This is a genomic window from Legionella norrlandica (assembly GCF_000770585.1).
Lineage (GTDB): Bacteria > Pseudomonadota > Gammaproteobacteria > Legionellales > Legionellaceae > Legionella > Legionella norrlandica.
The window spans coordinates 1-17,174 of sequence record NZ_JNCF01000060.1 but is presented as its reverse complement, the minus strand read 5'-3'; the positions used below and the strand labels follow the sequence as shown (position 1 = coordinate 17,174).

The window sequence follows — 17,174 nt, the reverse complement described above, 5'->3', positions numbered from 1 at the left end:
AACTCTTCAGTTCAATTCCAGCTGCCAGCTCTCGCTAGCTCTTTATTTACTTCTCGCACTCAAAATTCTTTAAAGTGCCCACACAGTTTGTCTTTCTCTCTTCCTTAATGAACCCGCCCTAGTCGGCTGTGCTGTTGTATTCTACTCGTTTCAATTATCGTGTCAAATACTTTTTGTTTTTTTTCTAAAAAATTATCTCAATCTGCCTGTTGTATGCTCAACTTGGCAATTCTACGTTTTCCAATCTGAATAATATAATTACCTAAAGACAGTTTTAAGGAAGGATCTGAAATTTTATCTCCATTAATTTTAACAGCCCCTTGCTTCACCATTCGTATAGACTCTGATGTGCTGGCTGTCAAGTTGAGTTGTTTTAGTAATTGGGCTAAACCAATAGGCTCAGAAATCGCAAATGATATTTCTTCTAAATCTTCAGGAATCATTCCTTTTTGAAATCGTTCAATAAAATTCTTATGTGCCAATTCGGCCTGATCTTGATTATGAAACCGAGCTACAATTTCTTTAGCAAAATCTATTTTAACATCCCTGGGATTTGCTCCTTCAGTCACTGTTTTTTTTAATTGTTGTACCTGCTCGCCAGTTTTGAAACTTAGTAAATCAATGTATCGCCACATCAATTCATCTGAAATTGACATAATCTTACCAAACATTTGATCAGCTGGTTCTGTGATACCAATATAGTTATTAAGGGATTTGGACATTTTTTTAACACCATCCAATCCCTCAATTAAAGGCGTCATCATTATAACTTGTGGTTCAAAACCATAATGCTTTTGTAACTCTCTACCCATTAATAAATTAAATTTTTGATCTGTACCGCCAAGTTCAACATCAACCTTCAATGCTACTGAATCATAACCTTGTAATAATGGGTATAGAAATTCATGGATAGCAATAGGCTGCCCTGTGATATAGCGCTTATTAAAATCATCCCGTTCTAACATTCGTGCTACAGTATGAGTGGCAGCTAACCGTATTAAATCAACGGCAGTAAATTTGTTAAGCCATTGGGAGTTAAAAACTACCGTAGTCTTATCAGGATCTAAAATTTTAAATACTTGATGTTGATAGGTTTTAGCATTTTCAAGAACCGTTTCCTCGCTCAATGGCATCCGTGTCACATTTTTTCCAGTAGGATCGCCAATCATTGCTGTGAAATCACCAATTAAAAAAATAACCTCATGGCCAAATTGTTGAAACTGCCTTAATTTATTTAATAATACAGTATGTCCCAGATGGAGATCAGGAGCAGTTGGATCAAATCCTGCTTTTATTTTCAATGGGATACCTTTTTGTAATTTCTTTTCCAACTCAGGTATGGGAAGAATTTCTTCACAACCTCGCATTAATTCAGAACAAACTGGATCTTCAACTATCATGTTATTAAAACCTATATAAATGATTGACCTATCTTCTCACAGCGAGTATCTTAGCCCGGTTAGCAATTTCCTGCTATACCAAAAGAACTTTTTAGATAATTTATTACACTAGGTTGAGAAAAATATAACAAAATATCTAATAAAAAGTCGATTAATCGACTTAAAGGTAGCGGTCACTTCGAAATAATGACTGTGATACATTAATTGAAATTTAAAATAGCAGCATTTTCGGATGACAGCAATGTAGGCAAAAAATGGATAAAAGACCAAATATCCCAAAAAGAAAATCTGGCAACCCATCAAAGCTACTAACGATCTTTGCGTTAGTATTTGCCTTTTCACTTCCGTATTTGTTAGTGAAAAATTTTTCACATTCCAAAAGAGAAAATTATGCTGATCTATATGTTTCATTGCCCCAATCAACAGAAAGCTCATATAGCGACATTACTGAAGACACTGATTCCGAAACTTATTCTGAACTTCCAGTCGAAATTCCCCAAGGGAAACATGAAGCGAAATCTGTAACAAAATCTTCGGAATCTGAAGATACTACTAAAGATACTAATAAAGAAATAGCGAAAAAAGACAATGAATGGCAAATAGTCAATCCTCATTCAGGGGATTCAATGGCAACCATTTTTCATAGACTTGGATTAAGCGCACAAAATTTAAATGCGGTCATATACAATAATCCACATGCCAAACTTCTCACTAGAATTAAGCCTAATCAAAAATTACAATTTTTGATTAGAAATAATAAGTTGGAAAAATTAATTATTCCAATAAATTACGTCCAAACATTAACAGTATATAGAGTTGGTAAGGCATACAAAACTAAGATTGACTCTAAAAAAACAACTACTCAAAACCAGTATATTACAGCAACCGTACAAGGCTCTTTATACACAACAGCACAACGATTTAACATCCCCTCAAAATTAGTCCGTCAAATGATGACGATTTTTGCTAAAGAAATTGATTTCTCTCGAGCCATACGCTCTGGTGATCAATTTTCTATAATTTATGACGCTTATTATATCGAGGATAAGAAGGTTGGTGTTGGTGATATCGTAGCTGTAACCTATACTAATAAAGGCAAAACCTATCAAGCAATTAGACACACCAATGCCCGAGGCGAGAAAGATTATTATACTCCGCAAGGTACTAGCTTTAAAAAAGCCTTTTCACGCTATCCCATAAAATTCAGCCATATAAGCTCAACTTTTACTATATCCAGATATCATCCCATTCTACATTATAGAAGAGCACACAAAGGAATTGACCTCGCAGCACCAATAGGAACACCCATTCATGCAACAGGAGACGGAGTTATTACTATCATTGATAGACATAACGGCTATGGTAATATGATTAAAATTAAACATGATAAAACATATAGCACAGTTTATGGCCATTTACTCAAATTCCAGAAAGGACTTTCAAAAGGTAGTAAAGTAAAACGGGGGCAAGTTATTGGTTATGTAGGGCAGACAGGTTTGGCAACGGGGCCTCACTGCCATTATGAATTTCATGTTAATAATCAGCCAAGAAACCCTACAACGATAAGCATACCTACTGCAAATCCAGTATCTGCAAAAGAGTTAGGGGCATTCAAAGCAAAAGCGAAAACGCTGCTAGCCCGCTTAAAGCTATTTGAACAGGCCCAACTAGCAAGTAAAGGGAAAAAGAAAATTGATGTGGGATAAAATGACCACTAATGCTTGATTCTGTAGCCAGAGCGCTTTTCCTAACTAATCAAGTAAATAAATAACGACAAATAAGGACTGAAGTAATAATTCCAGCTAAATCGGCCAATAAGCCTGCAGGAATAGCATGTCTAGTTCTTCTAATACCTACAGAGCCAAAATAAACAGCGATGACATAAAAAGTGGTTTCTGTACTTCCCATCATAGTTGCAGCCGTTTTCGCAATGAGCGAGTCGCCCCCGAATTTATGAATCAGCTCGGCCATAATCCCTGTGGATGCACTGCCAGAGAAAGGTCTTATGAGAGCTAAAGGTAACAACTCTGACGGCATCCCTATCATAGCTAAGGCCGGAGACAACAACTGGCTCATTAAAGTGAAAAACCCAGAAGCCCTTAACATACTAATAGCAACCATCATAGCAACTAAATAAGGTATAAGGCTTACACTAATATCAAAACCTTGTTTTGCACCAATTATGAATGCATCAAATACATTGACTTTTTTAATCGCAGCATAGGCAGGAATGCCAACAATGAAAATTAAAAACATCCAATTGGATAAATGATTAGCAAATCCATTCATAAGCTGTCTGTCCTTTCAATTTTAAATCTTGGTAATTTAGCCAATTGTTTTACGGCAATTATAGCTACCATGGTGGAAACCGTAGTAGCAACTAAAGAACTAAAAATTACAATACTAGGATTTGTACTTCCATTAGCAGCAAGAAAAGCAATGGCCGTCGCTGGAATTAATTGAACACTTGAAGTATTAATCGCTAAAAAAGTGCACATCGAATTTGTAGCAATTTTTAAATGTTGATTAAGGCTCTGAAGCTCTTTCATTGCTTGTAATCCGAAAGGGGTCGCGGCATTAGCCAGACCTAACATATTGGCAGCAATATTCATGACCATTGCCCCCATTGCAGGATGCTCAACAGGTACCTCCGGAAATAAACGCTTTAAAACCGGCTTTAGAGCCTTGCCCAAGATAGAAACCAAGCCGGATTCTGTGGCAATAGACATTATTCCAAGCCACAAGGTCATTATTCCAGCTAAACCAAGTGCTAACTCAAATCCAAGTTTGGCTGAATCTGTAACTGCTTTTACCACCTCATCAATACGCCCTTCAATAATCCCAACAATTACTGAAGTCAATATCATTCCTAACCATATTAGATTAAGCATTCTTGCCTCCAAACTCCGAGAAAGGTTAAAATAGCGATTTTACCTAAATGGGTATATAACCAAAAACAGATTTAAAATACAAATTAGGGCTTATGAAATACGCTACCTTTAGAAGCTTATTATATTTCGCTTTTTCTATTACCAGCATTTACAGTTATGGTAGTAACTCAACCACCATTGAGGAAAAAGCTGATACAGGGTTGGCCAAACCGGCTCTCTCTAATCCTATTGCTAGCAATTCGATTACAATTGAGGAGCAGGCCGATACCTCAATTAAGAAACTATATCATATACTTAATACCACGCCGAACACCTCAATGGCAGAGAGAATAAACCAGATTAGTGCGTATTTTAAAGGAGCAAAATACATACTTGGCTCTTTAGGCGAAGGGCCTATTGCTCGATATGATCAATTTCCAAGATATAGAGTGGATGGGTTCGATTGTGATACTTATGTCAATACCGTACTGTCTTTAGCCCTATCCAATTCCCTAGAATCATTTCAAGAATGTTTAAAGCATACTCGTTATAAAAACGGTAAGAGATCCTATTTGAACAGAAATCATTTTACTTCTGTTGATTGGAATAACTACAACCAGCAAAGAGGGTTACTCAAAGACATTACCTTATCCATCCAAGATGAACGAAAGCAATCAGTTGCTCTTTTAGCCAAAGCATTGATTAATAAGCCAGGTTGGTATGAATATAAAACACTGGACACCATCAGATTACAACAAGAAGATAAAATTGAGCAAAAAAAACGCTTAATCGAATTAAAGGCTAAAGGGAAAAAATTAGAAATTACTGACTCTGAAGTCCTTATATTCCTTTCTCTGCCCTATTCTCAGAAAATACACCCAATTTTTATTTATTTTCCCAAATTCCTAATGGCGCCATAATAGAAATTGTTAGGCCTAATTGGGACTTACGTAAAGAAATAGGAACAGCTTTGAATATCTCCCATTTGGGTTTTGCTATTTGGATTAATGACAAGCTGTATTTTAGACAAGCTTCTTCTCAATACGGCAAAGTGATCGACGTGCCATTAATTGATTATCTGGATAAAGCTCGCAGTAGTCCGACCATAAAAGGGATTAATATTCAAGTGGTACTACCAACAAAGCCCACATCAAACGGGTGTAAATTATTTTGATATCCAATAAATAGGGTGTGTTGACGAATAAAGAAGGCTTATTGGATTCCAATAAACCTCCTTATCACATTATTATTTCTTTGCTTCACTAGTCGCTTTTTTAGTTTCTTGCACAAAACCTAACATCGCCTTTTCAATGATTTGAAAAGATTTTTGCATGTAATCCAAAGCCTTATGGCCATTTTCAACAGCCAGATTAATTTGCTTTTCCCAGACTTCTTCTGGCTTTTTGACTTGAGCTAATTCATCTGGTTTTAAATAGCTTAGACCTTGTAAGGTCTTAACATTCAGTTCAGCTATAGCTTGAAAAGGCTCTTGAATTTTTTTAGCCATTTCACTCCATCTTTCAAAATTGTATTGAGTCATAATATTCTCCAGTATGTTGCATTGCACAATATAATAATAGACCTTATTTTTATTATTTGTCAATATATTATATGGTTTTATCTTGCAATGCAGCAAACATATGGCACGCCTATAAAATTGTTTAGTGGGTACCTGAGGACAGGTTGGCATTATTTCAACTTGGGTGTGGAACAATATCGTTTTCTTAAACTTTAAACATTTTTTGCCAGTGCTCCGCCATCTTCTGCATTTGCTTACTCCAAGCTTCAGTAGCTTGTTGATAAGGGTTATTTTGCAATGGCTTGTCCATGACATGAAACATTTGTTCCATCATTGCCTTCAATGAAACGTGCATAGGATGATTGGCTAATGCGATGATTTGACGTAGAATTTCGGAGGACAAAAATTGTGTCGGGCCGGCTTCCATTTCGACAATGATTTGCAATAGTACTAAATTAGTCAAATCTTTTCCTGTTTCCGAATCCTCAATTTTAAAATCGATACCATCCAGCACATATTTTTGCAGTTGCTCTACAGTAATATATTGACTGATTTCGGTATCATAAAGTCTTCGATTTTTATATTTTTTTATTAGGCGGGTCATAATTTTCTCAGATATTAACTTAATTACAAACTAAGAGGCGAGATTATTAAATCTTCATAAATTAATACATATGCAAGCCACCATTCACACTAAGATTTGCTCCAGTAATATAGCGACTTTTTTCACTAATTAAAAATTCTATTACCCAAGCAATTTCTTGTGGTTCTGCCAATCTTTTTGCCGGTATTAAATTGATAATCTCTTCTAAAATATCTGGTCTAATCCCTTTCATTAAACGAGTATTAACATAACCAGGAGAAATACTATTTACTGTAATATTTTTAATCATTAACTCCTGAGCAAGACTTTTGGTAAAACCATAAACTCCGGCTTTTGAAGCAGCATAATTTGCTTGAGAGAATTGTCCTTTTTGCGCATTAACTGAGGATACATTAATTATCCGCCCTGATTCCTGGGCTTTCATACACTCAACAACTTGTTTAGTCACATTAAACATTCCATCGAGATTAACGCGTAAAACCTCGTCCCATTGCTTTTTAGTCATTTTGGTAAATACTGCATCTCGAGTAATTCCTGCATTATTAATTAATACATCAACACTACCCAATTCTTTAATAATTGATCCAATGACCTCGGCACACTGATCATAATCTGTTACATCCATATGTCTGAAAGAAGCATTTTTATAACCTTGCTTTTTCAAATCTTGAAGCCAAATTTCGCCTTGATTATCTAAGATTAAATCCAAAGCTATGACGTGTTTAAATGAAGAATCTAATTGCTTAACAACTGCCGTACCTATATCTCCAGTACCCCCAGTAATTAATAGTACATTATTATTTAACATGAATTTCTCTATTAGTTTATTTTCTATCCCCAATTTATAAATTAAAATTGAAGCGCTTATTTATGAGATATCAATTTAACAGCCTCAAAACATATCCACAACTCTTATGTCTAATCATGAAACGCCCTGAGACCATTAAATAAAGAATAAAATCTTAATCTTACATATACTGACCACCATTAACATCTAAATTTGCCCCAGTAATAAACCCACTATCAGGAGATATTAAAAAAGCAACAGCATCGGCAATTTCTTTAGGATATCCTAATCGACCAACCGGAATGGCAGATATTATTGAATTTAATACTTCTTCTTTCATTGCGGCAAGCATCGGTGTTTCAATATAACCGGGTGAGACAGTATTTACCGTAATCCCCTTACTCGCTACTTCCAAGGCTAGGCTTTTGGTAAATCCGAACAGTGCTGCTTTTGTTGAAGCATAATTACATTGACCAAATTGTCCTTTTCTTCCATTAATAGAAGAGATACTAACAATGCGACCATAGCCTCTTTCCAACATAACGGGAACAACATTGCGCGTCATATTGAAGACACTGGTCAAGTTCGCATCCAAGACCTGTTGCCATTGTTGAGGTGTCATTTTTCTTAAACTAGAGTCCTTCGTGATACCAGCATTATTCACTAATACATCTATTCGCCCATAACGTTCCATAACAAGAGAGACTATTTTTTCGCAATCACTATACTGGGCTATATCACCATAAACTACATCAATATCATAACCCTTTTGTTTTTGTTCATCTTGCCATTTTTTTGCTTCTTCGTGCCGGCCCTCTTTATAGTAACATGCTACTACTTTATAACTGTCCGCTAAACGTTGACTAATGGCAGAACCAATACCACCTGTTCCTCCAGTTACAATTGCTATCATTCTTTCCATCGACAACTCCTTTTGTTTCTAGTTAACATTACTACAATGCAATTTAATTCACTTGTCAATGCCAAATGTATGATACTAAAGTAACAAAAATAACTCCGTTACTTGTTGTTAAACATCACTTATGACTATAGCGATTGGTGTAGCAGAAATAAGCCTTCAAGGTAACCCCCTTGAGCTTTATAGTTTAGCAACCATCTTACGAATAGCAAATCTCTCGTTCTATGCCACATTTGAGCACTGATAGTGCTAAACTAAACTTATTAAGTTAGGTCGAGCGAATAATAATGCTCTAATCATTAAGGACAGGGGCAACAATGTCTAAAGTACTTGCAAAAGTTAACCGTTTGGGGAGGCTCCTAATTATTCTTCTCTTAACTTCCTGCGGAGAAGAAGCCACAAAACCTTCAGGACAAATCTTAATGGAAGTGGATGTGGCATTCCCATTAAAAAAGAAAATTGTTGAATGGGATGAGTATACAGGGCGATTTCAGGCAATAGAGGAGGTAGATATACGTGCCAGGGTGACTGGATACCTTGAAGCCATTAAATTTAAGGCTGGCGAGATGGTCAAAAAAGGAGATGTATTATTTATCATCGACCAAAGGCCATTTCAATATGCCTTAACAAGAGCAGAGGCACAATATGCATTAGCAAAAACACAATATGAACGTGTGCAAAAATTGCAAAAAGAGAAATTTGTTCCTGCGGAATTGATTGATCAGAGATTGCAAGATTTACAAGTTGCTGATACTAGGCTTAAGGAAGCAAAACTAAATTTAGAATTCACGGAAGTTAAGTCGCCCATTAGTGGTAAAATCAGTAGAGACTTTATAAGTATAGGAAATTTGATCCGGATGAATGAAACAGTACTAACGAGAGTAGTTTCTGTTGATCCCATTTATTTTTATTTTGAAACCAGCCAAAGTGATTTGCTCAGATACATTCGTCTTGATCGAGCAGGAAAAAGACCTAGTTCAGAAAAAAAACCAACACCAGTTATGATTAAATTGTCTGATGAAAAAGATTATATCCATCAAGGAATAGTAGATTTTATGGATAACATCATAGATTTGGGCACTGGTACTATTCAAATTAGAGCACTTGTTCCTAATCCAGACGCTATTATTTATCCCGGACTATTTGGACGAGTAAAGCTAGTAGGAAGCGGAGAATATGAGGCACTTCTCCTTCCTGATAAAGCAATTAATACTGATCAATCACGCAAGTTTGTATACGTAGTTGATAAACAAAATAAAATCAAACGTGTTTATATTGAATTAGGCCCTTTGCGTAAAAGTGGATTTTATATCATTCGCAGTGGATTAAAAGATAACGAACAGGTTGTAATTAATGGGGTTCAACGTATTCGCATGCCCAATCAGGAGGTAAAACTGGTTAAAATCAAATTGACTGAACCAGAAGGCAGTTAAATAGCTCGGTGCTGTGACATAGAGCCCCAAGGGTTCTAAGCTCAGGAACCACAAAAAGGATTTTGTGCATGAAAATAGCCCATTTCTTTCTTGACAGACCAATATTTGCAACAGTAATTTCTATCGTCATTGTTCTAGTCGGGCTATTGTCTTATTTCAATTTACCAGTCGAACAATACCCTCAAGTGGTTCCACCAACTATACAGGTACAAGCCTCTTACCCCGGTGCTAACGCAAAAACTGTTGCTGAAACTGTTGCAACCCCTATTGAGCAAGAAGTGAATGGGGTTGAAAATATGCTTTATATGGATTCCCAATCTACTGATGATGGACAAATGCGCCTGACAGTAACCTTTAAACTCGGTACCGATCTAGATCAAGCACAAGTTCTAGTACAAAACAGAGTGGCTGTTGCTGAACCTAAATTGCCAGAAGAAGTTCGCCGTTTGGGAATCACCACTAATAAAAACTCACCTGACCTGATGCTAGTGATTAATCTTTATTCACCAAACGGTCAGTATGATCAGACTTATATCGGTAATTATGCCATTTTACATATCCGCGATAAAATCCGACGCATTGAAGGGGTTGGAGACGTACGCGTATTTGGAGCCAGTGACTATGCAATGCGCATTTGGCTTAATCCCGATTTAATGGATGCCTATAACTTAACTTCCAATGATGTTTTAGAAGCAATTCGCGCTCAGAATGTTCAGATTGCCAGTGGCACACTTAATCTGCAGCCCCAGAAAACTCAATATGGTTTTGAGTACAATATTGAGACCCCAGGACGTTTGGTTAAAAAAGAAGAGTTCGAAAGTATTATTGTCAAATCGGGAGAGAATGGACGTATAGTTCGTTTGAAAGATATTGGTCGAGTGGAGTTAGGCACACAGAATTATTTGACGAAAGGTTATTTAGATAAATATCCTGCTGTTGCGCTACCAGTTTTCCAAAGACCTGGAACCAATGCATTAGCTACTGCTCAAGAAATTATTGCTACCATGCAGTCAGTTGCTAAAGACTTTCCGCCAGGAATCGCTTATCAAATCGCCTATAATCCTACCTCATTTGTTGAACAGTCCATTGAAGCAGTTTTTCATACTATTTATGAGGCCATTGCTCTGGTCGTGTTCGTAATTTTGATTTTTTTACAAACGTGGAGAGCTTCGGTCATTCCTGTGATAGCTATTCCAGTATCTTTGATTGGTAGTTTTGCTGTCATGCAATCTCTTGGTTTTTCATTGAATTATCTAACATTATTTGGATTGGTTTTAGCAATCGGTATTGTGGTTGATGATGCTATTGTTGTGGTTGAGAATATGGAGCGAAATATTCGTAGCGGCATGAATTCTAGAGATGCTGCCCGAAAAACCATGACAGAAGTTGGATCGGCATTGATCGCTATGGGACTGGTATTAATTGCTGTGTTTTTACCAACTGTCTTTTTACAAGGAATTTCTGGCCGTTTTTATCAACAATTTGGGACCACACTAGCTGTGGCAACTGCTATCTCTGTTTTTGTTTCTTTAACACTCAGTCCAACAATGGCAGTGTTATTGCTGAGATCCTATCACCGTGGAATTGAAAAAACGGAAAGCTCGTGGAAAAAACCATTTTATATCTTTTTAAAAGGATTTAATCGCTTAATGCAAGGAGGTTCACGTCAATACGGTAAATTAGTTGCTAATCTTACTCGTAAAACAGCAGTAATGCTCATTGTCTATTTTATTTTGATTAGCATCACTGGGCTCTTGTTCTTTTATGTGCCAAGAGGCTTTATTCCAAGACAAGATCAGGGCTACTTTATTGTGGCTGTACAATTACCACCAGCCGCCTCGCTGGATCGCACCGATAAAGTAATGAAAAAAGCAGTTAATAAAATTTTAGCTATTCCAGGAATTGCCCATGCAGTGAGTTTTACCGGTTTTTCTGGTGCAACTTTTACCAATTCATCTAATGCAGGAGCAATTTTCACCCCTCTTCTATCATTTGAAGAAAGGAAAGACAAGGGGATACATTATAACGAAATTCTAAGTCGGTTAAGACAAGAATTAAGCACCATTAAGGAAGCTATTGTTGTAGTTATTCCTCCTCCGCCAGTTCGAGGAATAGGCAGTGCTGGGGGTTTTAAAATGATGCTTCAAGACAGAGGCGGGAGAGGTATCGGAATATTAACTGAGGCTGCAGAAACGATGACCGATGCAGCGAATCAAGCTCAGGCTACTACTTCAGTTTTTACTTTTTTTGAGAACTCTACTCCCCGCCTCAATTTGAAGCTTGATAGAGAAAAAGCAGAGCGATTAAACGTACCTTATGCCAAAGTCATTGAGGCTTTAGAGGTTTATCTTGGTTCTATGTTTATCAACGAATTCAATTATCTTGGCCGCACCTTCCGTGTTATTGCCCAGGCTGATGCTGAGTATCGCCATACGGAAGACGACATTTTGCGAATTAAAGTTAGGAGTAATAGCGGGGATATGGTGCCTATTGGCTCGATTGCACAAATAGAAAATACTGTTGGTCCTTCTCGGATGCCCCGATTCAATCTTTATCCCGCCATTGATCTACAAGGAGATGTGGCACCTGGTTATAGCTCTGATGAGGCATTAGCTACCATGGAAAAATTGGCTCAGGAGAATCTTCCTGATGGTATTGGTTATGAATGGACTGAGATAGCATACCAACAGAAGATGGTCGGTAATACTGCAATTATTGCTTTTACTCTTGGAGTCGTCTTTGTTTTCCTTGTCTTAGCAGCTCAGTATGAAAGTTGGACATTACCCTTAGCTGTTATTTTAATTGTCCCAATGTGCCTGTTTTCCTCCATGCTTGGAGTTAAGATTTTGGGAATGGAAAATAATATCATGACCCAAATTGGTTTCCTGGTATTAATTGGCTTGGCTTCGAAAAATGCTATTCTGATTGTTGAGTTTGCTCGTCAACTTGAAAGTAGGGGATACAATCGTTGGAAAGCTGCTATTCAAGCAGCCAAACTTCGTTTGCGCCCAATCCTAATGACTTCTTTTGCTTTTATTCTTGGAGTTTTTCCATTGGTTATTGCAACAGGAGCAGGAGCCGAAATGCGCCGAGCTCTCGGTGTTGCGGTATTTAGTGGAATGCTTGGTGTCACTTTTTTTGGTTTGGTATTCACACCAGTATTTTATGTTTTGGTCAGTCGATTTAGAATGCTAAAAAGAAAAACAGGTTAATTCAGCCACCCATTTCCTTAAATTGCATTAAAAAGAATAAAGATACCCTATTATGTGTTCTTGGATCTTCAATCCTATTAAATGAAGCAAATAATTTCGTATTGGGCGACATGGCAATTCTGATTACTCTCAAAAAAACATATTGTCATAGTTTTTTGTCGTTCACTACCCAAACTCGAAGCTCAGAGGAAAGAACACTTTTTTAAAACGTTGCTTGGGCATGAATGCCCACCAACGAAGCGTATGGACGGTTTGGCCTCTTTTAAAAAAGCCTTCTTTCCTCTGTGCCTGCCTCGATCTCGAAAAACATCTACCTTCAATGCAAATCAAAACATTGATCTTTTTGGCCAGATTGCCGTCACTCCCTTGTATAGACAAGCACATATCCTTTCAATTGTTGTGAAAACTGTCTTAATACTTCAAGGCCAGATTCCTCTGCTTGGCGACACCATTGCTGCAAGGCCTCTACCAATTCTTTTTGGGTAGTTGCTGTTTTCAACCAAACATTTTGTAAGGATTGTTTATAAGAATAAACTATTCTCAACTGTTCGCGGGCTTCTAATAGTCTTTGCAACCGAGATTTAGCTTTTGTTGATAATAACTTGTCCTCTCGGCGTAGTAACCTGCCAGCACGATGAAATAATTTTTTATCTTCTTTGGTTTCAATACTAGTATTTTTTTCGTATTTTAAAATAGGTCTCATAACATTCTTGTAGTAATTAGACATGACTTGAAAGCGGTTTGAGATAACTGCCTTAACAGTTTCTAAATCAACATGGAATTTCCCTTCTTCTCTGGCTAGTTTTGGAGGTAGTTTTTTTACCTTAGCCAATCCTAAAAAGGAAAGAATACGAATATACATCCAACCAATATCAAACTCCCACCATTTCACTGAAAATTTGGCAGAAGAAGCAAAGGTATGGTGATTATTATGTAACTCTTCTCCTCCAATCCAGAATCCCCAGGGAATTATATTTGTTGCAGCATCAGGGCATTCAAAATTCCTATATCCCCAATAATGGCCAATACCGTTAATGACTCCCGCAGCAAACACAGGAATCCACATCATTTGAATTGCCCATATCGTAACCCCAGGGACTCCAAATAAAAATAAATCCAGTAAAAGCATCAGAAAAATACCTTTACCTGAATGGGGAGAGTATACTTTGCGCTCCAACCAATCTGTTGGCGTACCATGAGAATATTTAGCGATCATTTCCCTGTCTTTGCGTGCTTCTCTATAAAGCTCAGCCCCCTCCCAAAATACTTTCTTAATCCCAAATACTATAGGACTATGAGGATCTCCTTCAACATCAGATGAGGCATGATGTTTACGATGAATCGCAACCCAATCAGCAGTCACCATACCTGTTGTTAACCATAACCAACAGCGGAAAAAATGACTAACAACAGGATGCAACGTCATCGCTCGATGAGTTTGATTTCTATGAAGATAAAGAGTAACAGAAGCGATAGTGATTTGGGTTAATATAAACGTTGCAACCACATATCCCCAAAAAGACAGGTTTAAAAAACCGAAGACCATGATAACCCCACATTGTACACATTTATAAAAATATTTATAATTTGAAGATAAATAAAATTTACCAAAAATATAAATTATATGTGTAATGATAACACATTTTTTATCATTTCATTGCATGATTTCATTATGTGGTCGATAATAAATTTAATAATCATATTTTTCAGGATAGAATTATGAGTGATAAGCTTCAGAAAGTTATTGAAAATATTGTCCCATTCATAGTGATTGGCATTGGTATTGCGTTATTCATAGCATTATTATTTATGTTTTTTTACGTGGCAGTATGGGGAATAATAATTGGTGGAATACTCTGGCTTGCCGCCCTAGCCAAAGAATACTTTTTCCCTAGCAAACCGAACTCAAAAGAACAAGGAAGAATTATTGAGCATGATGATAAAAAATAATGCCTGAATTACCTGAAGTTGAGACAACAAGACAAGGCATCAAACCCCATCTAGAGGGACATGTCATTTCCTCAGTGAAAGTCCGTAATCATAAATTCAGATTACCTATCCCAGAAAACATAGACGAGTTATGTGCTGGTAAATTAATAACAGCCATTGAACGTAGAGGGAAATATATCTTACTTCACCTTAATAAAGGTTATATCCTGATTCATCTTGGAATGTCTGGACATTTACGCATCGTACCGTATAAAACAAACCCTCAGAAGCACGATCATATAGATATGATAATGAATAATGGTCTTATGCTAAGATTCTGTGATCCAAGAAGATTTGGCTTGTTTTTTTATATAGATGAAGCCCCATATCAACATCCCCTCCTTGCTTATCTAGGGCCAGAACCACTATCCAATGATTTTAATAGTGCCTACTTGCTATCTAGGGCGCAAAATAAGTCCCAATCTATCAAATCATTTATCATGGACAGCCAAATAGTTGTTGGTGTGGGTAATATTTATGCGACAGAAAGTCTTTTCCTAGCTCAAATACACCCAAAGACACCCACTAAAAAAGTTAATGAAAAAATAATGAGCTCTCTTACCGGGCACATTAAAAATATACTTCAAACAGCAATCATTGCCGGAGGAACAACACTTCGCGATTTTTATTCCTTTGATGGAAAGCCAGGATATTTTAGTGTTTCCTTAAAAGTCTATGGTAGGAAAAATCTAGCTTGTTTTGAATGCAATAATACAATAGAAACGGTTGTTATTGCTGGACGACATTCTGCATTTTGCCCACATTGCCAACCAATAATTTCCTAATTTGCAACAATAAAAAGCATTAAAATGTTAATTTGCACACAAATTCCTTGTCTTCAAGTAGAATGAGTATATACTCCCCCTTACTCTTAAATTACTTCATATATTATCAATATGCTACGCTTAAGACTAGGAAGTCACCTAATTGAACAGTACAGGAATAAAGGTATTGCTTATCTCCCTGATTTTATTATCTATGACATCGACGAAAAAGAATATCAATTATTTTGGAATGAGCTAACAAAACACCCAAGAAATCAATTATACACTGACGGTATACAAATATATAAAGTGAGTTGGCTTCAATCTTTATTTCAAAGATTTAAAGGCTGGTTAGGTTTTGAAAATCATTGTCAACCCAATAAAGTAGAGTTAACCTTAGCAAAAATTGCCTATCATGGTTATTTGAGAGGGTATGATCCCAAAGAACTTAATAGCATCAATCCGCCTCTAGTATCCGAACGCTTTATGAAATTGGTAAGCTCCTCACGTAATAACAATAATTCTTTTTCCCTCCAGCAATTATTAATAACCTATTTTCTAACTTACTCTTCCTATTTCCCTGGCCCTGGAAGAACTATGTCGCTTGCTTTCCCTTTTGGCGATACTTTTATTCGAGAAGGATTATATAAACTGATTCCTACCCTTGATCCGCAAAATATTAGCGTGATTACAAATACTATTACTGGGCTGCACAGTCAATTCGAGTCAGCAGATTATATTGACTGTTTCAAATCAAGCTTATTCGCAGAATATTATGCAGAATACCTGGTTAGCCAACGAAGGTATCAGGGAGCGCTGGATTGGTCTGACTCTGTTAAAAACAAATTTAAAGAGCAGTTTATTCAATTCTATTTATCGAAGAAATTGCTTGATCCTGCTATCGATTTAATTGACGAGCTATCACAATCCCCTAACTTGGAAGATCAAGATAATGCGATTCGTTATATCAAAGAAAATTTCAACTGCTCAGAGCAATTATTTTATTTACAATCCAAGCCTTATTTAAGAGCTCAATTAGCTAAAGCCTACCTGCAAGATGCAAAAAAAGAAAAAAGCCGTTTCGCTATAACTAAACTTATTTTAGGGAATAATTTAATTCCTATTTTAGCTCATGCGATAAAACTGGATCCCAACATTCTGGATCAGGATAGTTCAATGCATGATATTCTTATGAAAGAAGAATGGATTAATTTTCAATTTAATGAAGCTATCAAAGACAAACGATTTCAAGATGCACGCATTTTATATGAGCAACATAGTCATTTTAAATTTGATAAAGAGAATTTGACGATTTTAAAAAACAATTACGAGGAAATGCTATTTGCAAAATTGCAACAGATTAGAACTGACTTAGAAACTAAAAACACGGAATCCGCTAAAAAACTAGCTATAGAAACCTTAGAAATTGCTAAAAGAGTAGCTCAAATATCCCCACAGGATAATCCACAATTAAGTGTGAGTATAAATTATGCAGAAACTTTACTTTCTATCGATAAAATCTTGCATCCAGAAATTAAGAATGCCGATTTAGAACAACTTGAATTAGCACAAAATTTTCTCAATCAATATGACTTATTTAATAAATCAGCCTATTATAAACAGGTAAAAAATGAGATTTTATTGCGTAAAATACATTGCCTTATTGAAAAAATCAGG

At 36.4% G+C, this 17,174-nt stretch carries 14 protein-coding genes and 1 pseudogene; 7 read left to right on the top strand and 8 right to left on the bottom strand.

What is annotated here, in order from left to right:
• Positions 1–197: 197 nt before the first annotated feature.
• Entirely contained in the window at positions 198–1,400 is a 1,203-nt protein-coding gene (tyrS, locus tag OK13_RS11470; RefSeq protein ID WP_035890922.1) for a tyrosine--tRNA ligase, read from the bottom strand.
• A gap of 254 nt (positions 1,401–1,654) precedes the next feature.
• Between tyrS and OK13_RS11465 the strand changes: the two genes are divergently transcribed.
• Positions 1,655–3,106 carry a peptidoglycan DD-metalloendopeptidase family protein gene (locus tag OK13_RS11465; protein WP_035890921.1) on the top strand — a complete coding sequence of 484 codons (1,452 nt, stop codon included), beginning with the start codon at positions 1,655–1,657 and terminating at the stop codon, positions 3,104–3,106.
• Positions 3,107–3,155: 49 nt separating this feature from the next.
• Here OK13_RS11465 and OK13_RS11460 read toward each other — a convergent pair whose 3' ends face one another.
• Together OK13_RS11460 and OK13_RS11455 are read right to left on the bottom strand one after the other, a co-directional pair.
• Positions 3,156–3,689 carry a spore maturation protein gene (locus OK13_RS11460; protein WP_035890920.1) on the bottom strand — a complete coding sequence of 178 codons (534 nt, stop codon included), beginning with the start codon at positions 3,687–3,689 and terminating at the stop codon, positions 3,156–3,158.
• A complete protein-coding gene (locus OK13_RS11455) occupies positions 3,686–4,291 on the bottom strand; it encodes a nucleoside recognition domain-containing protein (RefSeq protein WP_035890919.1) in 606 nt (201 codons plus the stop codon). The genes OK13_RS11460 and OK13_RS11455 overlap by 4 nt, the downstream gene beginning before the upstream one ends.
• 92 nt (positions 4,292–4,383) lie before the next feature.
• Here OK13_RS11455 and OK13_RS15905 point away from each other — a divergent pair.
• A pseudogene (locus OK13_RS15905) lies at positions 4,384–5,444 on the top strand (N-acetylmuramoyl-L-alanine amidase-like domain-containing protein).
• A 72-nt stretch (positions 5,445–5,516) separates the two neighbouring features.
• Here OK13_RS15905 and OK13_RS11445 read toward each other — a convergent pair.
• From OK13_RS11445 to phbB (OK13_RS11430), 4 genes are all read right to left on the bottom strand, one after another.
• Positions 5,517–5,810: a phasin family protein gene (locus OK13_RS11445; RefSeq protein ID WP_035890918.1), complete on the bottom strand. Its 294-nt coding sequence runs from the start codon at positions 5,808–5,810 to the stop codon at positions 5,517–5,519.
• 184 nt (positions 5,811–5,994) lie between these two features.
• Complete coding sequence (locus OK13_RS11440) at positions 5,995–6,393, bottom strand: polyhydroxyalkanoate synthesis regulator DNA-binding domain-containing protein (RefSeq protein ID WP_035890916.1); 399 nt, start codon at positions 6,391–6,393, stop codon at positions 5,995–5,997.
• Positions 6,394–6,454: 61 nt separating this feature from the next.
• Positions 6,455–7,201 (bottom strand): acetoacetyl-CoA reductase, encoded by a 747-nt coding sequence (gene phbB, locus OK13_RS11435; RefSeq protein ID WP_035890915.1) that lies wholly within the window; start codon positions 7,199–7,201, stop codon positions 6,455–6,457.
• A 160-nt stretch (positions 7,202–7,361) separates the two neighbouring features.
• Positions 7,362–8,102 (bottom strand): acetoacetyl-CoA reductase, encoded by a 741-nt coding sequence (gene phbB / locus OK13_RS11430; RefSeq protein ID WP_035890914.1) that lies wholly within the window; start codon positions 8,100–8,102, stop codon positions 7,362–7,364.
• Between the two features lie 314 nt (positions 8,103–8,416).
• On the opposite strand from phbB (OK13_RS11430), the gene OK13_RS11425 reads away from it, so the two are divergent.
• Both OK13_RS11425 and OK13_RS11420 read left to right on the top strand, forming a co-directional pair.
• Entirely contained in the window at positions 8,417–9,532 is a 1,116-nt protein-coding gene (locus tag OK13_RS11425) for an efflux RND transporter periplasmic adaptor subunit (RefSeq protein WP_035890911.1), read from the top strand.
• 68 nt (positions 9,533–9,600) lie between these two features.
• Positions 9,601–12,744: an efflux RND transporter permease subunit gene (locus OK13_RS11420; protein WP_035890910.1), complete on the top strand. Its 3,144-nt coding sequence runs from the start codon at positions 9,601–9,603 to the stop codon at positions 12,742–12,744.
• 358 nt (positions 12,745–13,102) lie between these two features.
• Here the strand turns inward: OK13_RS11420 and OK13_RS11410 are convergent, their stop codons facing one another.
• Positions 13,103–14,290: a DesA family fatty acid desaturase gene (locus tag OK13_RS11410; protein WP_035890908.1), complete on the bottom strand. Its 1,188-nt coding sequence runs from the start codon at positions 14,288–14,290 to the stop codon at positions 13,103–13,105.
• Between the two features lie 173 nt (positions 14,291–14,463).
• On the opposite strand from OK13_RS11410, the gene OK13_RS11405 reads away from it, so the two are divergent.
• The 3 genes from OK13_RS11405 to OK13_RS11395 form a co-directional block, all read left to right on the top strand.
• Entirely contained in the window at positions 14,464–14,694 is a 231-nt protein-coding gene (locus OK13_RS11405; protein ID WP_035890907.1) for a hypothetical protein, read from the top strand.
• On the top strand, positions 14,694–15,518 hold the full coding sequence (gene mutM / locus OK13_RS11400; RefSeq protein WP_035890906.1) for a bifunctional DNA-formamidopyrimidine glycosylase/DNA-(apurinic or apyrimidinic site) lyase: 825 nt from the start codon (positions 14,694–14,696) through the stop codon (positions 15,516–15,518). Before OK13_RS11405 ends, mutM begins: the two co-directional genes overlap by 1 nt.
• Before the next feature lie 111 nt (positions 15,519–15,629).
• Positions 15,630–17,174: hypothetical protein (locus OK13_RS11395; RefSeq protein ID WP_035890905.1), on the top strand; the 1,545-nt coding region annotated here is incomplete at its 3' end.

Excerpts from the sequence above, each read along its gene's own strand:
- OK13_RS11425 (WP_035890911.1), top strand. The coding sequence starts at position 8,417 with ATGTCTAAAGTACTTGCAAAAGTTAACCGTTTGGGGAGGCTCCTAATT.
- OK13_RS11455 (WP_035890919.1), bottom strand. The coding sequence starts at position 4,291 with ATGCTTAATCTAATATGGTTAGGAATGATATTGACTTCAGTAATTGTT.
- phbB (WP_035890914.1), bottom strand. The coding sequence starts at position 8,102 with ATGGAAAGAATGATAGCAATTGTAACTGGAGGAACAGGTGGTATTGGT.
- OK13_RS11460 (WP_035890920.1), bottom strand. The coding sequence starts at position 3,689 with ATGAATGGATTTGCTAATCATTTATCCAATTGGATGTTTTTAATTTTC.
- OK13_RS11405 (WP_035890907.1), top strand. The coding sequence starts at position 14,464 with ATGAGTGATAAGCTTCAGAAAGTTATTGAAAATATTGTCCCATTCATA.
- OK13_RS11445 (WP_035890918.1), bottom strand. The coding sequence starts at position 5,810 with ATGACTCAATACAATTTTGAAAGATGGAGTGAAATGGCTAAAAAAATT.
- mutM (WP_035890906.1), top strand. The coding sequence starts at position 14,694 with ATGCCTGAATTACCTGAAGTTGAGACAACAAGACAAGGCATCAAACCC.
- OK13_RS11410 (WP_035890908.1), bottom strand. The coding sequence starts at position 14,290 with ATGGTCTTCGGTTTTTTAAACCTGTCTTTTTGGGGATATGTGGTTGCA.
- OK13_RS11465 (WP_035890921.1), top strand. The coding sequence starts at position 1,655 with ATGGATAAAAGACCAAATATCCCAAAAAGAAAATCTGGCAACCCATCA.
- OK13_RS11420 (WP_035890910.1), top strand. The coding sequence starts at position 9,601 with ATGAAAATAGCCCATTTCTTTCTTGACAGACCAATATTTGCAACAGTA.
- tyrS (WP_035890922.1), bottom strand. The coding sequence starts at position 1,400 with ATGATAGTTGAAGATCCAGTTTGTTCTGAATTAATGCGAGGTTGTGAA.
- phbB (WP_035890915.1), bottom strand. The coding sequence starts at position 7,201 with ATGTTAAATAATAATGTACTATTAATTACTGGGGGTACTGGAGATATA.
- OK13_RS11440 (WP_035890916.1), bottom strand. The coding sequence starts at position 6,393 with ATGACCCGCCTAATAAAAAAATATAAAAATCGAAGACTTTATGATACC.